Below are 20,329 nucleotides of genomic sequence, written 5' to 3'. Positions count from 1 at the left end.
GATTATAAAAGAATAAATTTAAATAAATAATAATATTTTTATTTTTATAATAGTAATATAAATCTATAAATTTTTTATTTGTTTAAAACAAGAGAGGATAATATGTTTAAATTATAGTTTAAAAATTTAAACATATTAAAAAAAGTTATCACCAAATTTATTATATATTTAAGATTGTATAATAAATTTGGTGATTAATTTGTTGTTTATGAACATTCTTCAGTTTCATTTTCCCAAAGTTTATAGTATTTTTTTAAATATATATCCATAGCTTGAGTTTGGGGTGCACAGATAGGTTTATTATTATTATCTATTCTTTTTATTGGACATCCACCGTGACACATAGGTAAATATGAACATTCCTCACATTCCTTAGGCCAGAAATCTTTCAAATATTGTTGACAGCGCTCACAATTATCACATAGATTATCAACTGTACCAATAGTTAACTCTTTTTGTCCTATTTCTTCCCAACACTTATACACTTCTCCTTCAGGTCCAATTACATAAGAATCTTTACAAAGTGCTCCACAAGCAAAACTTAAAGGAACGGGATAAAATTTTTCAACTTTATCATCAATCATATAATCTTCGTATATATCTCTATAAAACTTATAATAGGCATCTAATGTAAGGGCAGAATCACATCCAGATACTGGAGCTAGAGTGATTGAAATTTTTTTGTTACTTTTATAATTTAAATCATTATATAAGTAAGATAGTAAATCTTTAATTTCATATTTATTATTATTATCAATGTTTATCCTGATTACTATAGCAAAATATGTACAGGCAACATTTATATTTTTTAAAATAGTTTTAAAACTATTATAACCATTTAAAGCAATTCTTCTTTTATTATTAGTTTCCTCAAAACCATCTAAGGTTACTTGTCCATCTCTAACTTTCATTTCTTGTAAAAATTTAGCGTTTTCCTCTGTGAGAAGTAATCCATTTGTAATTATTGATGCATGGTAGTCTATTTTATTTTCAATACAATGTTTTGTTATAGGTTCAGTTATATATTTAATAATATCCTTATTTAATAATGGTTCTCCACCGGTCCAAGTAATTAGTAACTTTTTAAATTGGTTTGTGGATAATTTATTTAATATAAATGCTATTATTTTATCTGCAGTAGTTTCAGTTAAATATTTTTTGTTTTTATGCTCAAAGCAATAAGGGCAAGCCATATTGCAATCTAGTGTTGTCGCTATTGTAATTGATAAAGATTCATTTGCTAAGCGTGCATGTTGAGTTGATTCAACTAAATCTTCAATTTCATCTGAATCTATATTAACTATAAATCCTAAATCAATTAAGTTTTCTACAACTTCGTCATCATATTCATTAATTTTATTTATATCCGTTAAAAAATTTTGAGTTTCTTTATCTAAAACAACAAATGAACATTCTCTTGAATTAAATAAAATAAGTTCATCGCTATTGTCTACTGGCACTACTATATTGAATCGAGAGATTTTATAATCCATAAATAAGCTCCTTCCTTATAAGAACTAAAGATATTAAAATGTTAATTGGATTTATATAAAATTAATTATAAAAAAGTGTACTTGGAATCTTATAGTAATAAATTTAACCCACCGGCGTTAACCGGTGGTAAGTATGTCATTATTAATAGTTGTAAAAAACTACAGTCCGTATCTTGGGCATGGTGCATGTTCTGGTAATGGATAATAGCATTTTATATTAGCAGATTTATTTTTCCTTCTAATTATTTTCATAGGAGTTCCCCCTTTCTTAAATTATTTATAAACTACTTAATTTAAACTAAGACTACTTAAATTAAAGTTAGTAAATGATGTTTAATATTTAGTGATTTTGATAATAAGTATATCTAAGTTTTTAATAAGTAGAAGAAAACAGTATTTGCAATATTTAATTTATCCAAATTATACCAACTAATAAAAGGTATTACAATTAACAAATTGTAAAAATGTAGAAAAAATTTATTTTAAATTATGACAAAATTCAAGAATAGTATAAATGTATTAAGTCTAATTAAACAAATTTCTAATAAATTTTTGTAGAATTATAAGTAAGAAATAGCAAAATAATATAAGAATAAAAATAATAAAACATCCTAAAAATATTAAATTTTAGGATGTTTTATTATTTTTATTAAGGAAATTCTAGTTCTATCAATTTTATCAATAATAAAAGTTAAGTCCTCTACTTCTATCATATCTCCTTCTTGAGGAATCCAACCAAATTCGCCGATTATGTAACCACCTATAGTATCAAAATCTTCAGATTCAATAGATGAACCTAGAATTTCGTTAACTTCAGAAAGTTTAGTAAACCCATCAACTAAAAATTCATGTTCATTTATTATTTCTATATTTTTAGTGTGTTCATCATATTCATCATCTAAATCGCCAACAATTTCTTCTACTAAATCTTCAATTGATATAAGACCTGCTGTTCCTCCATATTCATCTAGAACAATTGAAAGAGAAACTCTTTTTTTTCTCATATCTGAAAAAAGTTCAGAAATAGGTTTATATTCATAAGTAAAGTAAGGTGTTCTTAAATGTTTTTTTATATCAAAGTTATCATTATCAATATTATGAAAAATTAAATCTTTTAGATGTAGTATACCTACAATTTCATCAACATTATTTTCATATACAGGTATACGTGAAAAATGTTCTTCTTTGAATAATTCCATTATATCTTCATATGGAGTACATAATTGAATAGCTATTATATTAGTTCTTTGTGTCATAATATCTTTTACTTGTAAATCCGTAAATTCAAAAACATTATGAATCATAGCTTTTTCTTCAATCTCTAATATGCCTTCTTCATGTCCAACATTAACTAAGGTTTTTAATTCATCTTCAGTTATAAAAGGTTTCTTAGAATTATTTTTACTTCCTAGTAATTTTAGTATAAGTTCAGTTAACTTATTAAAAATAATTATTATAGGGTTTAAAATAATTATAGTTAAAGATATTATCTTACATACTTTTAATGAAATTTTTTCAGGGTCATTTGCAGCAAATGATTTTGGTGTAATCTCACCAAAAATTAATACAAGAATTGTCATTATTCCTGTTGCAATACCAACTCCTGCGCTACTAAAATAATCAATTGCAATTACTGTGGCTAATGAAGAAGCACCAATGTTTACTATGTTATTACCTATCAGTATAGCACTTAACAATTTGTTTGGATTATCAATTAGCTTACTTACAATATCTGCATTTTTTATATTTTGATCAACTAAGTATCGAACTCTTAATTTACTTAAAGACATTAGTGCGGTTTCAGATGCTGAAAAGAAAGATGATAATGCTAAAAGAAAAATAATATAATTATTTTTCCACTATTATTTATATTCATAGTAAATACCTCGTTTGAAAATTTATTACTTTAAAATATTATCTGTAATATGTAAGTTTTTAATCCATAATTGTCTATAAAAATTAAAATTAAATTTAATAAAATGTTTAAAATAAGTTAACGAAAGCATATAATAAATATATTTACTTTTTTTCAAAATATTGATAATATAAGAGCTATAGTAAATTATAAAAAGGGGGATTATTATGAGTAAAAAATTAAGAAAAGTAGTCTTAGGGGGATTAGTAGCAGGATTTATTTTATCAACTAGCGTGATTTGTTATGCATATGAAGTTATAGGAATATGTGGCGAATGTGGTGGAGAAATTCGTCCTGATAGAACACATGTATGTAGATATATATAAATAAAAATAAAAGAACTATTACTTGATTAATTTAAATATTAGCTAAGTAATAGTTCTTTTGTTTATATATTATTGAGTAGTGGAAAACTTGATTTGTTAATCAAGTTTCTTTAAGCCACCATCTATAACTTGATAAGTAACAGAAGAACCTTTTTCTAATTCAGTTTGATTTTCTGTATTAATTAGTTGTAATCTATTACTAAATTCTAAATGAGTAATTGTAATTATGCTACCTTCATCAATAGAAACTGTCTCACTATTTTTAGAGTAGTTATTAGTTCCAATAAAATTCTTAGAATATATAGTTTCATTCTGAGAATTTTTAATTAAAACTGAAGCATAGGTATTTGAAAAATAACTATGAACTATACCTTCTGATATATTTATTATTGCTTGATTTTCATCTAAATTCATATTCATTTCTGCAAAAATCCTATCACCATATCCTTTAAAAACTGTGTTAAATTCATTTCCATAATAAGTTGGTTTACTTGGAGTAGGGATTTCATTTTCTGAACATTTAACTAATCCAACATCAGTTATCTTATAAGTTATGTTTTTATCTTTATCTAATTCTAAATTATTGTTTGTATTGGTAATTATTAAACGATTATCTGCTTCTCTATGTTTTATTGTTATATAGTAGCCAGATTTAATTGAAATGTTTTTTTAGTAAAGCATTATTCGTTTTGCTTCCAATAAAATCCTCAGAATAAACATTATTTCCTTCAGTGTCTTTAATTACAACTGAAGCATAACTATCTGTAAAATAAACATGTGGTTCACCTTTGTTTATTTTAAGATTAGCTTGTTTAGATATTAAATCTAAATTTAGTTCCCCAAAAATCCAATCACCTAAACCTTTAAATGTAATGTTAAAATTTTCACCTAAGTAAGGATTTTTATCAGGAGTTGGTATATCGTTTTCATCAATTGGATTTAATTGATTTTTACTAATTTTATATGAATTAGTGGCACCTTTATTAAGTGATAAGTTTTTATCATTATTAATTATAAATAACCTATTTGAATACTCTCTATGTTTAACTGTTAAATAATAACCTTCTTTTAGAGGTATATCTTTTACCATAGCTTCGTTTACTTTATTACCAATAAAGTCTTTATCAAAAATAGTTTGTCCATATTCATTTTGAATTAAAATTGAAGCATAGCTATCATTAAAGTAGTAATGAGTTTTAATATTTTCAACTGTAAGCTTACTAGTTAAATTTGTAAGGTCAAGATCAAGTTTAGCAAATTGTTTGTCACTATAACCTTTAAAATCAAATGTAAAAGATGAACCTTTATTTTCTTCTCCATTTCCATTAATTAGAGTAGCAGTCTTAGTAACTGTGTTATCGAATAAATCTGTTAATATTACTTTAGCATACAGTCCCTTTGAAATATTTAAATTAGCAACTTCGTTTATTTCATTTTTATAGGATTTTATGTTGTTAATAGTTTTAATAGGTGTACCTGTCATGCTAGAGTTATCGTAAATTTCTATTTTACCTTTAAATTGAGGTGTACTTTGTTCTTTTAATTTCCATGAGATGTTTAATTTCCCATTTTCGTATTTTTTATTTGTGATATCAAAATCTAAATTCCCAACATTAGGTGTATTAGGTTGATTTAATTGAAATACTTGGCCACTACTGATAGATGGTTTGGCATTACCACCTGCACTAACCCAAACATATTCTGAATTTCCTCCCCCATTCCAGTTCATATTAGGATATTGACTAGTTATTTTTTGTTTGTTTAAAGAATTCCATAAGCTATCAGAAACATTTCTGCTATAAAAATTTTTTAATCTAGCTTCTCTTTCTTGGTGACCATTTCCTGCCCAGTCTTCTTGGAACATTCCAGTACCCCAATTAAAGTTAACATTTGCTACTGGAAAATCTAGAATAGCTATCTGTTTCCATTGTTTAGTAGATTCATCCCGTATCCATTGACCAAATTTTGTGTGTCCATCTTCTTGCCAATTACGCATGGTCATTTTATACCAATTGTTGGGTTGCCAATTATAATTTGTTTCAACTTTCATTCCTTCACCTTCACCGCCAAAACGGGATGAAGTAGAATTGGGAGAAAGATATTCTGCTTCAATTGGCTGTCTAACCGATACTGGATCCCAAATTGCAAAATGAGCTGTACGCCTGTCAGCACGCTGCTGGAAACCAGCATAACCACCTGCTTCTCCTCCTGCATTCCAATTGTGTACTGCCCAATATGTATATGGTGGGTTTTTAATTGCACTCCAATCATTAGTAATAATATCCGACGGCTTTGCATTTGTAGGATTAACATACATTCCTGTTGCGTTAGTGTGTGCATGGGCTGTTTTAAAATTACCAATGCTTATACCCATTAACAGGGCAATAACACCAATTAATAAAGATTTTCTTTTCATTGATTATCAACTCCTTGTTTTTAAATTATGAATTTTGAAAATTTTTGGTGTATTAATATAAGTTTGCGCTACTAACTTATATTTAATATAATAAGATAATTTTTACATATTGTATATAAATTTGTTAAAAAACCATTTGTTCCTAAAAAAAATTCACAATTTGTCAATAAAAATGAAATTAGTATTTAAATCAACATATTTAGAAATAAAATGAGAATATTCGAGAATAAGATACTAAATGTAGTTTTTATATTTAGAACTTAAAATATGAAAAGCGCTATAAGGCTTATAGGAGAAAAAATATCTTAAATTTTTATGTGTATTATATAGAAAGAAATTATATGTATGTGCTTGTAATTATAATTTAATATGTGATTGTTTCATTAAAAAACTGCTTCTATGGTAATTCAATAGGAGAAGTATAAAAAAGAATTGTTTTTATAAATATATGTATCAGTGAAAATGCAGGCAATAAAAAATGATTAAGTGCGCAAAACTTAATCATTTTTCAGTATGGGTTTAAATTAATGTCACAAACAGTATTTCTACTGCATTCTAAATTAAATTTATCTAATTAAGATACATTTTCAGGTGTATCTTTAGAGTAACTAGCATTTTTAGGTTTTAATTTATCTTTAAAAGCATCAACTAAGATAGCAATTGCATTATCTCCAGATATGTTACAAGCAGTACCAAAACTATCTTGTGCTATATATAGAGCAATCATTAAAGAAAGTTGAGCTTCACTAAAACCAAGATTTGTTTGAAGGACTCCTAGTGCGGCCATTACAGCACCACCTGGAACTCCTGGGGCTGCAACCATTGTAACCCCTAGCATAGCTATAAAACCAGCAAATTGACTAAATGATAGTGCCATGCCATTTAATAACATTATAGCTATAGCGCATGATGTTAAAGTAATTGTACTTCCAGATAGGTGTATAGTTGCACAAAGTGGAACTACGAATTCTCTAACCCCTCTAGATACATTATTTTTTTCAGCACATTCTAAGTTTACTGGAATAGTAGCTGCTGAGGATTGAGTACCTACTGCAGTTAAGTATCCAGGAATTTGATTTTTTAAGCAAGATATAAGATTCTTTTTACCAACCAAACAAGCTACTGCAAATTGGAATATTATCATTAATATATGCATTGCCAGTACAATCAAGAATACTTTCCAGAATACAGACAATATTCTGCTTACTTCTCCTGCATAAGTCATATTTGCAAAAATACCCATTATGTGAATTGGTAATAATGGAATTATAGCTTTTTCTATTGTTTTCTTAACTATATGTTGAAATTCTATCGATGCATTTAATAAAGTTTTGCCTTTAACAGCTGCAATACCTAAACCAAGAAGAAATGCTAATATTAATGCTGTTGTAACAGGCATTAAAGGTGTCATCTCAATTTCAAAAAGTGGTTTAAGTAAATGATCTTCTGGATTAACTGCATTTGATAAAGTTTTTGTAGTAGCTATAAAAAATGGGAATAATTTAGAGGCTACAAAGTATGCAAAGAATCCAGCTATAAGTGTAGATACATATGCAAACAGGGTAGTTACTCCAAGCATCTTTCCGGCGCTTGTCCCTAATTCAGCTATTCCAGCAACTATAAATCCAACAATTATAAGAGGTATAACAAAGTTTAAAAAGTTTCCAAATATTGAGTTGAAGGTGGCTAGAATCTCCACTACTCTTCTTGGAAAGAATGCTCCAAAAATAATTCCAAGTGCTATTGCGATTATAAGTTTTGGTATAAGTCCTAATTTTTTCATAAGTCAATTAACCTCCTTTTATAGTTTAATTGTAATAATTTGATAAATTAAGAATGTTTGTGTTAATGTAGTTAGTATTATAGCAAAGTAAAATAAAAAATAAATAGTTTTTAGTTAAATTTTTAGGGATACTTAGTTATAATAAAGATATAAAGAAAACCTTTAGAATTACACCTTTATTTTCGTTAATTTAAAGAATAGGGCCAATAATCATGAATACAGCTTTAATAGAAATTAGACTAAAACACAAAAAGAAAAGATTGTATTTATGAAGAGTACAAAGAGTAATAATTGTAAAATATAATAGGTGAATAGAATGCATAGGTTGCTATATTTTTAAAAAGTTCTAAAGTAACTTTATATTAAAAAACTGGATGTTTAAAAATTTTAGGATTAATAATTAAGGGGGAATAATATGGAAAACAATTATTTTGTTGTAGATGGTGAAGTCTTACCGGAAATATTCAGTAAAGTTGTTGAGGTTAAACAATTGTTATACAAAGGACATGTAAAGGATATAACAGAGGGAGTTAAAGTAGTAGGTATTAGTAGGAGTGCATATTATAAATATAGAGATAAGGTTTTTTTGATGACAGAGGATGTAAAAGGTCAAAAAGCTACAATTTCAATATTAGCAAGTCACGAATATGGTGCTTTATCTGAAATACTTGAGACGATAGTAAAGTTTAAAGGAAATGTAATAACAATAAATCAGGATATTCCTATAAATAGAGCAGCTAATATAACAATAACTTTAGATATATTAAATCTTGAAGGTGATATTGAAGAGCTTATAGCTGAAATGCAATTATTAAGTAAGGTTATAAAAATAAATTTAATAGCTATTGAATAATATTATGGTATAATACAAAAAAATTAATGACTGTCACCATAAATGATAAAAGAATGTATAGAAAAAATATATAAATTAGATAAGATTGTACAAAAAACAAAAAAATGATTAAGCGCGCAATACTTAATCATTTTTTAATAAGGATTTAAATTAATGTCATAAACAGTATGTCTACTGCTTCTAAATTAAATTTATCTAATTAAGATACACTTTCACATGTATCGTGAGAGTAATTAGCATTTTAGTGTTTAATTTATTTTTAAAAGTATCAACTAATATAGAATTACCAGTTTATCTATAAATAAGTTTTAAGCTTTTAATAATAAAATTAACATATTTTCAATATAAATTATAATAATTTTATCTGTAAAGAAAAGTTATGTTAATTCATTTAGTATTATAACAAAGGAAAATAAAAAATAAAGAGTTTTTTATTAAGTTTTTAGAGATACTTAGTTAAAATTAAAATATAAAGAAAAGCTTTAGAATTACAACGTTATTTTTGTTAATTTAAGTAATAAGGCCAATAATAAAGAATAAAGCTTTAATAAAAAATAAGCTGAAAAACAAAAAGAGAAAATTGTGTTTAAGGAGAATACAAAGCATAGTAATTAAAGTAAAATACGAATAAATAAATTTATAAATTATTATGGTTAAATATATATCCTAAAATAGTGGAAAGTTGAAAAAAGTTATACGAAATATACAACGTAAGAATAAAATGTTTATAATTTAAATTTTTATTAATTAAAAATATTTTAAAAATTTAGCTATTGACAAAAAATAAATATGAGTATAACATAAAAACAATAAATAACAAAATAAATTCTATGAAGAGAAAAAGTAAGCAATATTTTGTTCTACAGAGAGTTGGCATTTTGCTGTAAGCCAATGTTCAAGGTATAGTGGAAAATCATCTCTGAGAAGTAAAACTGAATTTAGTTTAAGTAAGTTTTACCGGATTCTTTCACCGTTAAAAGATAAGCGTATTGATAGATACGTAACTAAGAGCTATAAAGGTCTATTTATTATAGATTATTTTATAGAATTAGGGTGGTAACGCGATTTAACTCGTCCCTTATTTTAGGGGCGAGTTTTTTATTTTATAAAAATTTATAATTTTTATTTATTAAAGGAGGGGATTTCATGGAAATTGAGATTGATATTATAGGTTATAGAAAAGAAGTTATGTTTAAACGAGGGGGAAATTGTAAATGAAAAACTTATCAAATGAAAATTTATCAAATGAAAATTTATCAAAAAAGGATTTATTACTTATAGGATTAATGCTATTCTCATTATTTTTTGGGGCTGGAAATTTAATATTTCCACCATTTTTAGGACAATCAGCTGGCATAAAAACTTGGATATGTATGGGAGCTTTTTTTATAACAGCTGTGGGATTTCCAATTTTAGGAGTAATATCTGTTGCTAAATGTGGTGGTTTGACTAATCTTGCTAAAAGAGTTAATCCTATTTTTGCAATAATTTTTACAGTGTTAATATATTTATCTATAGGACCTTGTTTAGGAATTCCAAGAGCAGGGAGTTTACCTTTTGAGATGGTAGTAGCACCATATCTGCCACAGAGTGTATCAAAGACATTAGCGTTGTTATTATATACATTTATATTTTTTATGATAGCTTATTGGCTTTCCTTATCACCAGCTAAATTAGTAGACCGTATGGGGAAGGTATTGACACCTAGTTTGTTAATTTTAATATTAGTTATATTTGTTGGTGCTCTATTTAAGCCATTAGGAAGTTTCGGAGAACCTGTAGGAGAGTATATGACTTCTCCTTTTGTTAAAGGATTTTTAGATGGATATTTAACTATGGACACTATAGCAGCTTTGAACTTTGGAATAGTTATTGCTCTAGCAATAAAATCGAGAGGAGTTAAAAGTGAAAAGGTCATAGTTTCAACATCAATAAAGGCTGGAGCAATAGCTGGAATTTTGTTAGTAATTATCTATTCAATGCTTGCATATTTAGGTGCAAGTAGTGGTGAAATATTTGGAACTACTGAAAATGGAGCCCAGACGTTAACAAATGTGACAATGTATATATTTGGTAGACCAGGTGCTGTATTACTAGCTGTTGTATTTACTTTAGCTTGTTTAACAACTAGTGTTGGACTTATAACATCTTGTAGCCAATATTTTCAATCACTAAATAATAAAATATCATATAAAACTTGGGTTAGAGTGTTATGTATTTCTAGTATGACACTTGCAAATATGGGATTAACAAAAATTTTATCAATATCTGTACCAATACTAAATGCAATTTATCCAATAGCATTAATGCTTATACTATTATCAATGTTAGATACTTTATTTAATAAGAGTTCTATAGTTTATAGTTTAACTATATTGTTTACTGGAATTGTAAGTTTAGTTGATTCACTAGGACAAGTAGGTGTAAAGTTAGGGTTTGTTACAAATTTATGTAGTAGTTTACCTCTTTATTCAAAGGGGTTAGGATGGGTAGTACCAGCAGTAGTCGGAATGCTTTTAGGAATAGCACTTTCTGTTGTTAAAGAAAAATCGTTGGTAGAGGTTGGATAAAATATAAATAGGACTAATAAAAGAAGATATTTTAAATAGAAATATTATGATGAGTTGCATTGTTATATGATTTTAAATAGTTAATGACTGTCACCATACATAAAAGTGTATATTTAATGTTTAAAAATATAGTATATCAATATATGATATTTAAAAGAAGAGATAAATTAGTCTTGTTTCATTAGAATAATAAAATTATGTTATATTAAAATAGATATCAAAGGAACAGAGTAAGAGGTAATTTAGGAATAGGAATAATGTTAATATGTATTGCGATTATTATTTTTATAGCTAAAATTTTAAATTGTGGATATATACATAAATTAATGTTTTTATCTATATTTGTGTTGTTAATTAGTATTGCATTAATATTGCTTGTTATTAATGAGGACGGTAATTTAGGTGTTAGTATAAGATTAATTTCAGTAATTTTTATTATATATGGAATTTTTACAGGTATTCAAGTTCTAAGATTTAAAAAATAAATATAATTTAAAATAGTTAATGACTGTAATTATAAATGTAAAAGCTATGAGTTAATAAAATAATTCATAGCTTTAAGTTTTTCGTATGAAAATAAGCATGCGTATATCTTTACATATAACATATTAAAGTATAAGATTTTGTATAAAAGAAGCGGAAGTAAAAATTTCAAATTAAATATGGAGGAGCATATGTTTTTTATAGGCGTATTTGGAATAGAAAGAAAAGAAGAAGAAATAGGTAATTTAAATGATATATCTTGCAGAAATTGTGATACTGGTTTAGGAGGAAGGGTTATAAAGACATTTAGTTTTTTCCATTTTTTCTTTATACCGATTTTTAAGTGGAATGAGAAGTATTATGTGGTATGCAATGGATGTAATTTTATTTATGAAATTTCAACTGAAAAAGGAAAATGTTTTGAAAAAGACAAAGATGTTAAGTTTAATTATTGGGATTTAAAACCTGTAGAAGGAGTAAATGAAATTAGTTCACATGACAATATTTGTTTAAATTGTGGTAAAGTCGTGGAAAACAATTTTAAATATTGCCCTTACTGTGGAGAAAAGATAAAGTAAATTGTAATTTATAAAATAAGGCCATTTGGAAAGAATATAAATAATGAAAATTATTTATTAAAAAATTAAAAGTGAGGGTTTAAATGGCTTATATAAATTTTAAAGAGGAAAGGCTAGCACTAAAAAACCAGCTAAGTAATAGAAATAATAATAATGAGAAGTTGTTTAATGAAATAAGAAATACAAAAAACATGTCTGTAAATTATAATCCGGATAAAAAATATAGTTTTAAAGATTTTAAAGAAACTACTTTTGGAAAAGGTAGAGTAAAAAATGAAGAAGAATTTGAGCAAATTAATGGTATAGATATTATATGTACTACCTTTGATAAATGCAAATTTCATAATATAAAGTTTCAAGACTGTAAATTTATAGGCTGTTACTTTAATAAATGTAGTTTAAATGGTGGAGGAGTAATTTTTGAAAACTGTATATTTATAAAGGAAGAAACGGATAAGTTACCATCATTGAATAAAAATGATAATTTTTCTTGTACTTTTAATGGATGTGATATATATGCAAGGTTTTATAATTGTTTATTAAACTATGCTATATTTGATAATTGTAATATAAAAGATACAAACTTTGAACTTAGCGATATGAGTTCTGTAATCATAATTAATTCATACCTAAGTAAGATAACATTTAAAGATGTAGATTTATCTTGCTTTAAACTTACAAAAACCTATATAGAAGATTTAGATTTTAAAGATAAATTTAAGAGTAAAATAGATGAAAAAACTTTTTTTGATAAAATTGAATTAAAAAAAGGTACAAGAAATGAATATGAAGGCATTTATATGGTTTATGAAACCTTAGCAGATAAATTTAAGGAAAATGAAATGAAAAATAATTTTGGTGAGTATTATTTTTTAGCAAAAAAAACACAATCAAAGACATTAAGACCATTACCACGACTTGGAGCTCTAATAAATTGGATAAGTTGTGGCTTTGGTGAAAGACCATTATATGCTATATATACATCTATTGGAATAATGCTGATTTTTGCAATAGCTTATTTAATAGTAGGTATTGAAGTTGATAGTGAGATTATAAAATATGCCTTTTTAAATGATGGATTTAAACTATCAACATTTATTTTTGATTTTAATGAAGCATTAAATTTAAGTGTTGGAATGTTTGCTGGGCTTGGAGTAAATAATGCACAGCCAATCCCAGATGCATACTTTTTGGCAAATATTGAAACTTGTATAGGTGTAATAATGATGGGCGTTGGAATAGGTACATTAACTAAAAAATTAGTTAGATAAAATAAATTTAAATATATAATAAAAAATTAAGTAAAAGTACACTGCATAAGTTTTATGTAGTGTATTTTTATGTAGAAAAAGAAGTGATAAATGTTATCAATAAATTAACGAAAATAGATGTAATAAGAAAAATTTTATTTTATGGAATTAAAATAAAGGTTATTTTAAAAGTTAATAAACAGTTAGGAGGTATTTTATATGGAAGTAATTTTTAAGTATGAAGAAAATGAATATTTACCTGTTAGTACAATATCAGTTATAGGTGAGTTTAATAATTTCAATCCAAATGATGGAATAATGGTAAAAGAAAATGACATATGGGTTTTAAAATGTGTATTACAACCAGGAGAGTATAAATACAAATTCCTTATCAATAAAGAATTAAAACTTAATGATCCAATAGCTAATATTTATTTGCCAGATGAAAATGAATCGCTTTGGTCCACTATCATTATTAATGATAAAAATGAAAGAATGTACAATAATACTCAGTATACTACACATATAGAGAAATACGATATAAGTTCAACTGTAAGTGAAGATGAGATATTAGTAAATAAAAAGACTTTCAATACTATTTTGGATAAGAAAGTTGTAACAAGGTTTCAATTTACAAATGTTACAGGATTACATGCTGTAACTACAGTATGGTATAACCCTATTGGGGAACTTTTCCAAATAACAGAAAATAATTTATTTAATCCTCCAGAAAATAAGAAAGCTATAACATTGTGGTTTTGGATGGATTTAGATAATAAAAGTAGAAAGTATCAATTAGGAACCTGGAAAATCAAACTTTTTATAGATGGTGAGTTTATTTTAGAAGATGAATTTACTTTATTAGAAACTGGAGCTTACTCTGCAAATGGGCAAATGATATATTAAAAAACTGCTAATATATTCTTTATTTATATAGAGTTTATATAGAAAAAATAAGATAAGGAAGTGAAAATGTTATGAAAGTAACTAGTAATGTTAATTTAAATGCAAGTATTATGAACAAAACAACTGGTTGCAAAACAAATAGTAAAGATGTGGAGAGGAGTAAATGTAGTTCAAATGTACAAGCTACTAGTGTAAAAAAATTAGAGAAAAACTACAAAGAGTCAATTGTAAATTTAAGTAGTAACTCATCCACGGTAAATAAAGAACAAAATGCAACCAAAAGTTCAATATCCGGATTTTTCAAATCAGTATCTGATGGATTATCAGTTGTTACTAGTAATGTGAAGACTTTTGTTAAAACAGCAGTGTCAGTAAGTGAAAGTGTTGTAAAAACTGTAAGTGCTGTTTCAAAAACTATTGGGGATACTGCTAAAGTGGTAGCAAAGACTTTAAAAGATGTTTCAGAATCTGTTTCGAATAAGATAACAGACACAGCTTCAAGAGTAGCTAGTACCGTTAAACAAGTAACAACTACAGTCGTCGATTTAAAAAAAGCAGCAGAAGAAATTAAAAATTCTGCTACATCTTTAATTAATACAACAATAAAAACCTCAGTTTCTGTAGGGGCAGATGTTATGGAAGTAGCAGCAAAAGTAGGGGTTACAGTTGCTAGTGTTAAAGCGACAATTGATAATCCAAGTATTGGGATAATAAGTAAGGTGTTTGAAAGTGGTGCATCTATAAAGGGTGGAATAGATTCGATAAAAGAGCCTATAAAAAGAATTCCTAATACAATTTCAAAGGGATATGAAGTTGTACAAAAAGATTATAATAATATAAAAAATACTATAGAAAACTCTATGTCTGATATTGAAAAAGTCACTAAGTCTGTTATATCAATTAGTAAAGAGGTAGTTAACACAGCAAAAACAGTATCAAAAGAAGTAAAAGATGCAAGTAAAATCATATACAATAGTATAGATAGCGCTAAAAACAATATAAAAGATACAGTAATTAAAGGATATAATGAATTAAATGAAGAAATTAAAAAAGGATATGAGGATAATACTGAAAGTATAAGAATGACTTCTATTCTAGCATAAAAAATAAAGTCTGTAGATTTATACTACAGACTTTACTTTAAAAATTTAATTGATAAACTCATATGTACATCAATGGAAAATAATAAAATACTTATTATTTCAAGTTTGATTTTTTGAAAATTTGGTAAATTGATTTAAAGATTATTCCAGATAAACTGGTTATACATAATATAATAACTGAACAGTGATAAAAAAACTTTTCTGGTAACAATAAAATTATGGGGTCTAAGGACGAGTTGAAAATCCAATAATCATTATTAAAAAATAGTTTATGGAACAATGTAAAAATATAATTAAAGTTAAATAAGGATGCTAATACTATTAATGCTGAGAATGTAATTAGTATATTTCCACTATATTTAAAAAATAAATAATCTTTATTTATAATTTTAAATATTCCATATAAAATACTAATTCCAAAAGTAATAATCCATAAACTTTTTAATGATTTAAATATCATCCTAACTTCATAAAAATGAGTTTTACCATTTTCAGAAGATGGTAGAGAAGGTAAAGAAAATTATCATCTGTCTTTTCTAATATATAATCTACTGCATAGTTATAATTTTTTTGATTTCATATATAGATATAGGCATTCTGGATTGTAAGTTTAATGCGTTTATATCAAAATAATATAACGGTTTAAACATACATACTGAGAATACTGCTGATATTATTATAAATATACTTATACAAAATGCCAAAAAATAGTTTAAAAATATATATTTAAAATTCACATAAATTCCTCCTAAAAATAAAAAACATATATGAATAGTTTTCCATTTTTAAAAGACAAATATTCAATTAAAACTAAGAAAGGATAAATTAAAATGTTAAAGTTTTATTAAATTTCATAATAGTGGATATGCATGAATGTATTAATTAAAAATAGCATAAAAATATGCACTTGAAGGCAAAAAAAGTTGCTATTTTTAAAAATTCAGATGATATATAGAAAAAACTGTAATGAAAGAGGTATGTTTAAGCAAAATAAGTTGCAGATTAGAAAAGTAAATTTAAGAAATGATGGTATAAATCAATAACTACTATAATAATTATTATAATATGATAGGTTATTTCAATAAAATCTTGGCACGAATTTTGCATGATAATTATGATATAAGCTATTTAGATTTGTATAAATTTAAGATTTATATTCTAATATTTATATGAATAAATAGGACATGCTTGGAATTTTAATTTGATTTAAATTTTAAAAGGCTTATAAAGTAATTTTAAGTTAAGATTTCTTCAAAATATAAGAAATAAAATGGGGGTAAGTTATATGGAAAATGTAAAAGTAGCACTTTGGGGATTTGGAGCTATGGGTAGTGGTATGGCTAAAGTTTTATTAGGAAGAAAGGGTGTAGAAATAATAGGAGTTTGTGATATGCATCCAGAAAGAGCGGGCAGGAGTATATTTGATATATTAAATATTGAAAAGGGCAATAGAAAAGATGTAGTAGTGCAAGCTAATATCGAAGATGTTTTGACTGAAAAAAGTTGTGATGTTTGTATATGTGCTACAGATTCTTTTACTAAAAATGCTTTTCCAAAATTAAAGTTTGCCTTAGAAAAAAAAGTAAATGTAATATCTACAGCAGAAGAAATGTCTTATCCACAGGCACAAAATACAGAGATTTCAAAAGAATTGGATAAAATAGCTAAGGAAAATGGTGTATCAATTTTAGGAACAGGTATTAACCCAGGGTTGATAATGGATTTATTAGTTGTATGCTTAACAGGATGTATGACAGATGTTGAACATATAGAAGCTAAAAGAGTAAATAGTTTATCTCCATTTGGACCAGCAGTTATGGAAGAACAAGGAGTAGGTTTATCAGTTGAAGATTTTAATAAAGGGATTGAAAGTGGCAAATTAGCAGGACATGTTGGATTTGCAGAATCAGTAAGAATGATTGGGGATGCTATTGGTTTTAAAGTTGATAAATTTGAACAACAAATGAGTCCTATTATAACTAAAGTAGATAGAAAAGCACCATATGGATTTGCAGCAGCTGGGGATGTGGCAGGTGTAAATATGGTAGGACAAGGTTATGTTGATGGAGAAGTGAAAATAGATATGATACATCCTCAACAAATTGAACCTGAAATGGAAGGAACATATACAGGAGATTATATAACAATAAAAGGAACTCCAGAGGTTAGTATGTCAATTAAGCCAGAGGTTGATGGAGGTCTTGGAACTATAGCTATGTGTGTGAATATGATACCTCATGTTATAAATGCGGATCCAGGGTTAAAAACAATGATAGACTTACCAGTGCCAAGAGCCATAATGGGAGATTATAGGGATTTTATTAAAAAATAAATAGAAATATAAGTATATTTTTTAGTGAAAAGCAGTTTGAAATTAAGTTTTAAGCTGCTTTTTTGTGGAAAATAATCTTATTTTAAAATATATAAAGTTAAGTAAATTAAAAAAATAAATTAAAATTAAAGAAAAAAATAAAATATTTAGGTAAAATTATAAATTTATTTAAATATTTACAATGAGTAATAAATGGATATGTAAATAATTTATAATTTATGTTATATTAAAATAAGGTATTAATTAACTTATATATAATATTGTTAATAAATAAATATAAGGCAGTGGTTAAAATGTTAATACTATATATAATACTTTTGTCTACGATTATTTATAGAAGTTTTATAAACATATCAAATATAAAGTTCAATATAAAACAGACTATTTTAATATTAGCAGTAATAGATATAATAACAATAACAGTTACTTATTTTGAAGAATATTTACCTACATATGTAAGCGATTGCTTGCCAGTAATTATTATTAATATAATTTTGATAATAGTATACTATATAAAAAATAAAAAACTTTTACTAGGTACTATGACCGTAATCTTCTCAACAATAACTTTTGTTATAGGAGATTATATTGTTGATTGGATAAAAATAGGTTTTTTTAATGTTGATTTAGCTTTAAATATTGAAATTACATATACTAAGCTTTTAGTGGATTGGATTATGGTCTATGTAGCTGTTTATTTTATAAGTTATTTTGTTGGAAAATTATTTAGAAAAAATTTATCTATGATAGATTTTTACTTTAAATTTAAAACTTCTGTTTTGGTGTTAATAATATTATCATTAACATTATTAATATATTATGTAAACATAATATTAAACGAAAGTTTTGCTATATCAAATAAATTAGTTAAATTTAATGGAGCACTATTTTTAATATATTTTATAACATTAATACTTATTATTTATTCAGTTCTTATCACTGTAAGAAAAGAAATTCAATTTGAAAATGATAAAATACATTTAAAAAATTTAAGAGAATACACATCTAATTTAGAATCAGTATATGCAGGGGTAAGAAAGTTCAGACATGATTATATAAATATTATTTCATCTATGGCCGGATATATAGATGAGGGTGATATGGTAGGACTAAAAAAATTTTTTAATGAAAATATTGCACCTTTAAGTGAGGAAATGAATTCAAATAATTTTAAACTATGTGTTTTAAAAAATATTGAGATTTTAGAACTAAAAGGTATAGTGTCATCTAAAATGATAGTTGCAAAGGAAAAAGGAATAAATTTAAATATAGATATATTTGATCCTATAAAAGAGGTGAAAATGAATATTTTAGATTTATGTAGGGTAGTAGGAATTATATTAGATAATTCTATAGAAGCTTCTTTGCAATGTGAAAAACCATTTTTAAAATTAGGGATTATAAAAAAGAAAAAATCTATTTTGATAATAGTAATAAATAACTATAAAGAGGCTTTACCACCTATAAGTAAATTATTCTTAAGAGGCTTTTCAACAAAAGGTGAGAATAGAGGCCTAGGTCTTAGTAATTTAAGAGAAGTGTTAGATAAATATGAAAATGTAATATTTGATATTCAATTAAATAATGGGGAATTTATACAGACATTAGAAATTTATTCAATGGAGGGATAGTTATAAATATTTTTCTTTGTGAAGATGATAAAAGTCAGAGACAAAAATTTAATAGAATAATAAAAAAATAGCAAAAGAAAAAATATAAATTTGGATGTTAAAATTTCTACAGATAATCCAAATGATATAATCAAATATTTAAAGAATAGCGAAACTGTAGGCGTTTATTTTTTAGATGTTGATTTAAATAAGGATATTAATGGAATTGAACTTGCCTCTAAAATAAGAGAATATGATTCTAGCGGAGTAGTAATATTTATAACAGCACATTTAGAGATGAGTTATCTTACTTTTTTATATAAAGTAGAAGCTATGGATTATATATATAAAGGGGATATAAATACATTAGAAAAAAGAGTGGAAGAATGTATTTTAAAAGCTAAGAGGAAATTAAATAAAGAAAAAGTAAAAAAGTATAAGTATAAAAGTTTATGACAAAATTATAAATGTAGATTATAATGAAATATTATTTTTTGAAACATCACATAATATGCATAAAATAATTCTACATGGAATAAAAAGACAAATAGAGTTTTATGGAAAATTGAAAGATATGGAAAAAGAGTTGAGTGAAGATTTTTATAGATGTCATAAGTCATTCATAGTAAATAAAAATTATATAAAAGAAATTGATACTAAAGAAAAATTAATATATTTAAAAAATGGAGAAATATGCTTAATAGCATCAAA

19 protein-coding genes, 1 pseudogene and 1 other annotated feature are annotated in these 20,329 nt (G+C 25.5%); of the genes and pseudogenes, 12 read left to right on the top strand and 8 right to left on the bottom strand.

Annotation, left to right across the window (positions count from 1 at the left end; all coding sequences use genetic code 11):
* Positions 1-206 precede the first annotated feature (206 nt).
* The gene (locus CSGHG_RS09860) at positions 207-1,493 is read right to left on the bottom strand and encodes a radical SAM/SPASM domain-containing protein (protein ID WP_010294576.1); all 1,287 of its coding nucleotides are present in this window, start codon (positions 1,491-1,493) and stop codon (positions 207-209) included.
* Between the two features lie 620 nt (positions 1,494-2,113).
* The gene (locus CSGHG_RS09850; protein WP_026022304.1) at positions 2,114-3,337 is read right to left on the bottom strand and encodes an HlyC/CorC family transporter; all 1,224 of its coding nucleotides are present in this window, start codon (positions 3,335-3,337) and stop codon (positions 2,114-2,116) included.
* Between the two features lie 238 nt (positions 3,338-3,575).
* On the opposite strand from CSGHG_RS09850, the gene CSGHG_RS23190 reads away from it, so the two are divergent.
* Entirely contained in the window at positions 3,576-3,734 is a 159-nt protein-coding gene (locus CSGHG_RS23190) for a hypothetical protein (RefSeq protein ID WP_155844751.1), read from the top strand.
* Between the two features lie 96 nt (positions 3,735-3,830).
* On the opposite strand, the gene CSGHG_RS24180 is transcribed toward CSGHG_RS23190, so the two are convergent.
* The 4 genes and pseudogenes from CSGHG_RS24180 to CSGHG_RS09835 form a co-directional block, all read right to left on the bottom strand.
* On the bottom strand, positions 3,831-4,148 hold the full coding sequence (locus CSGHG_RS24180; RefSeq protein WP_235700139.1) for a putative mucin/carbohydrate-binding domain-containing protein: 318 nt from the start codon (positions 4,146-4,148) through the stop codon (positions 3,831-3,833).
* Between the two features lie 171 nt (positions 4,149-4,319).
* A pseudogene (locus tag CSGHG_RS24875) lies at positions 4,320-4,367 on the bottom strand (hypothetical protein); the annotation flags it as partial.
* 19 nt (positions 4,368-4,386) lie between these two features.
* Positions 4,387-6,150, bottom strand: coding sequence for a DUF3472 domain-containing protein (locus tag CSGHG_RS20445; protein WP_010294571.1), 1,764 nt, complete (start codon positions 6,148-6,150; stop codon positions 4,387-4,389).
* Positions 6,151-6,724: 574 nt separating this feature from the next.
* Positions 6,725-7,933: a dicarboxylate/amino acid:cation symporter gene (locus tag CSGHG_RS09835; protein WP_010294568.1), complete on the bottom strand. Its 1,209-nt coding sequence runs from the start codon at positions 7,931-7,933 to the stop codon at positions 6,725-6,727.
* A 415-nt stretch (positions 7,934-8,348) separates the two neighbouring features.
* Between CSGHG_RS09835 and CSGHG_RS09830 the strand changes: the two genes are divergently transcribed.
* The 7 genes from CSGHG_RS09830 (at position 8,349) to CSGHG_RS09795 (ending at position 15,676) form a co-directional block, all read left to right on the top strand.
* The gene (locus CSGHG_RS09830; protein ID WP_010294566.1) at positions 8,349-8,786 is read left to right on the top strand and encodes an ACT domain-containing protein; all 438 of its coding nucleotides are present in this window, start codon (positions 8,349-8,351) and stop codon (positions 8,784-8,786) included.
* An 821-nt stretch (positions 8,787-9,607) separates the two neighbouring features.
* Positions 9,608-9,868, top strand: a binding site (T-box leader).
* A 132-nt stretch (positions 9,869-10,000) separates the two neighbouring features.
* Positions 10,001-11,356 (top strand): branched-chain amino acid transport system II carrier protein, encoded by a 1,356-nt coding sequence (brnQ, locus tag CSGHG_RS09825; protein ID WP_010294564.1) that lies wholly within the window; start codon positions 10,001-10,003, stop codon positions 11,354-11,356.
* A gap of 257 nt (positions 11,357-11,613) precedes the next feature.
* A complete protein-coding gene (locus CSGHG_RS09820; protein ID WP_010294560.1) occupies positions 11,614-11,841 on the top strand; it encodes a hypothetical protein in 228 nt (75 codons plus the stop codon).
* A 189-nt stretch (positions 11,842-12,030) separates the two neighbouring features.
* Complete coding sequence (locus CSGHG_RS09815) at positions 12,031-12,417, top strand: zinc-ribbon domain-containing protein (RefSeq protein WP_010294556.1); 387 nt, start codon at positions 12,031-12,033, stop codon at positions 12,415-12,417.
* An 83-nt stretch (positions 12,418-12,500) separates the two neighbouring features.
* A complete protein-coding gene (locus tag CSGHG_RS09810) occupies positions 12,501-13,688 on the top strand; it encodes a pentapeptide repeat-containing protein (protein WP_010294554.1) in 1,188 nt (395 codons plus the stop codon).
* Between the two features lie 198 nt (positions 13,689-13,886).
* Positions 13,887-14,573: an early set domain-containing protein gene (locus CSGHG_RS09800; protein ID WP_010294552.1), complete on the top strand. Its 687-nt coding sequence runs from the start codon at positions 13,887-13,889 to the stop codon at positions 14,571-14,573.
* Positions 14,574-14,644: 71 nt separating this feature from the next.
* On the top strand, positions 14,645-15,676 hold the full coding sequence (locus CSGHG_RS09795; RefSeq protein WP_010294550.1) for a hypothetical protein: 1,032 nt from the start codon (positions 14,645-14,647) through the stop codon (positions 15,674-15,676).
* Between the two features lie 94 nt (positions 15,677-15,770).
* On the opposite strand, the gene CSGHG_RS25075 is transcribed toward CSGHG_RS09795, so the two are convergent.
* Positions 15,771-16,136, bottom strand: a complete 366-nt coding sequence (locus CSGHG_RS25075; protein ID WP_081496292.1) for a lipoprotein intramolecular transacylase Lit — start codon at positions 16,134-16,136, stop codon at positions 15,771-15,773.
* A gap of 88 nt (positions 16,137-16,224) precedes the next feature.
* Entirely contained in the window at positions 16,225-16,413 is a 189-nt protein-coding gene (locus tag CSGHG_RS24645) for a lipoprotein intramolecular transacylase Lit (RefSeq protein ID WP_010294548.1), read from the bottom strand.
* Between the two features lie 548 nt (positions 16,414-16,961).
* Between CSGHG_RS24645 and ord the strand changes: the two genes are divergently transcribed.
* The 4 genes from ord to CSGHG_RS24865 all read left to right on the top strand — a co-directional run.
* Positions 16,962-18,008, top strand: coding sequence for a 2,4-diaminopentanoate dehydrogenase (ord, locus tag CSGHG_RS09785; protein WP_010294545.1), 1,047 nt, complete (start codon positions 16,962-16,964; stop codon positions 18,006-18,008).
* Between the two features lie 317 nt (positions 18,009-18,325).
* On the top strand, positions 18,326-19,639 hold the full coding sequence (locus CSGHG_RS09780; protein ID WP_162130913.1) for a sensor histidine kinase: 1,314 nt from the start codon (positions 18,326-18,328) through the stop codon (positions 19,637-19,639).
* Positions 19,640-19,729: 90 nt separating this feature from the next.
* A complete protein-coding gene (locus CSGHG_RS24870; RefSeq protein ID WP_279232740.1) occupies positions 19,730-20,074 on the top strand; it encodes a response regulator in 345 nt (114 codons plus the stop codon).
* A gap of 55 nt (positions 20,075-20,129) precedes the next feature.
* On the top strand, positions 20,130-20,329 hold a 200-nt coding region (locus CSGHG_RS24865), incomplete at its 3' end, for a LytTR family DNA-binding domain-containing protein (RefSeq protein WP_279232739.1).

It is taken from the genome of Clostridium senegalense JC122 (assembly GCF_000285575.1).
Lineage (GTDB): Bacteria > Bacillota > Clostridia > Clostridiales > Clostridiaceae > Clostridium_J > Clostridium_J senegalense.
Note: the sequence above shows the minus strand (reverse complement) of the source record. Positions and strands in the feature narration are given on the sequence as shown.

Bases quoted from the DNA above. Each gene is read 5' to 3' on its own strand.
- CSGHG_RS25075 (WP_081496292.1), bottom strand. From the start codon at position 16,136: ATGATATTTAAATCATTAAAAAGTTTATGGATTATTACTTTTGGAATT.
- CSGHG_RS20445 (WP_010294571.1), bottom strand. From the start codon at position 6,150: ATGAAAAGAAAATCTTTATTAATTGGTGTTATTGCCCTGTTAATGGGT.
- CSGHG_RS09815 (WP_010294556.1), top strand. From the start codon at position 12,031: ATGTTTTTTATAGGCGTATTTGGAATAGAAAGAAAAGAAGAAGAAATA.
- CSGHG_RS23190 (WP_155844751.1), top strand. From the start codon at position 3,576: ATGAGTAAAAAATTAAGAAAAGTAGTCTTAGGGGGATTAGTAGCAGGA.
- CSGHG_RS09810 (WP_010294554.1), top strand. From the start codon at position 12,501: ATGGCTTATATAAATTTTAAAGAGGAAAGGCTAGCACTAAAAAACCAG.
- ord (WP_010294545.1), top strand. From the start codon at position 16,962: ATGGAAAATGTAAAAGTAGCACTTTGGGGATTTGGAGCTATGGGTAGT.
- CSGHG_RS09820 (WP_010294560.1), top strand. From the start codon at position 11,614: ATGTTAATATGTATTGCGATTATTATTTTTATAGCTAAAATTTTAAAT.
- CSGHG_RS09795 (WP_010294550.1), top strand. From the start codon at position 14,645: ATGAAAGTAACTAGTAATGTTAATTTAAATGCAAGTATTATGAACAAA.
- CSGHG_RS09800 (WP_010294552.1), top strand. From the start codon at position 13,887: ATGGAAGTAATTTTTAAGTATGAAGAAAATGAATATTTACCTGTTAGT.
- CSGHG_RS09830 (WP_010294566.1), top strand. From the start codon at position 8,349: ATGGAAAACAATTATTTTGTTGTAGATGGTGAAGTCTTACCGGAAATA.
- brnQ (WP_010294564.1), top strand. From the start codon at position 10,001: ATGAAAAACTTATCAAATGAAAATTTATCAAATGAAAATTTATCAAAA.
- CSGHG_RS09835 (WP_010294568.1), bottom strand. From the start codon at position 7,933: ATGAAAAAATTAGGACTTATACCAAAACTTATAATCGCAATAGCACTT.
- CSGHG_RS09860 (WP_010294576.1), bottom strand. From the start codon at position 1,493: ATGGATTATAAAATCTCTCGATTCAATATAGTAGTGCCAGTAGACAAT.
- CSGHG_RS24180 (WP_235700139.1), bottom strand. From the start codon at position 4,148: ATGAATTTAGATGAAAATCAAGCAATAATAAATATATCAGAAGGTATA.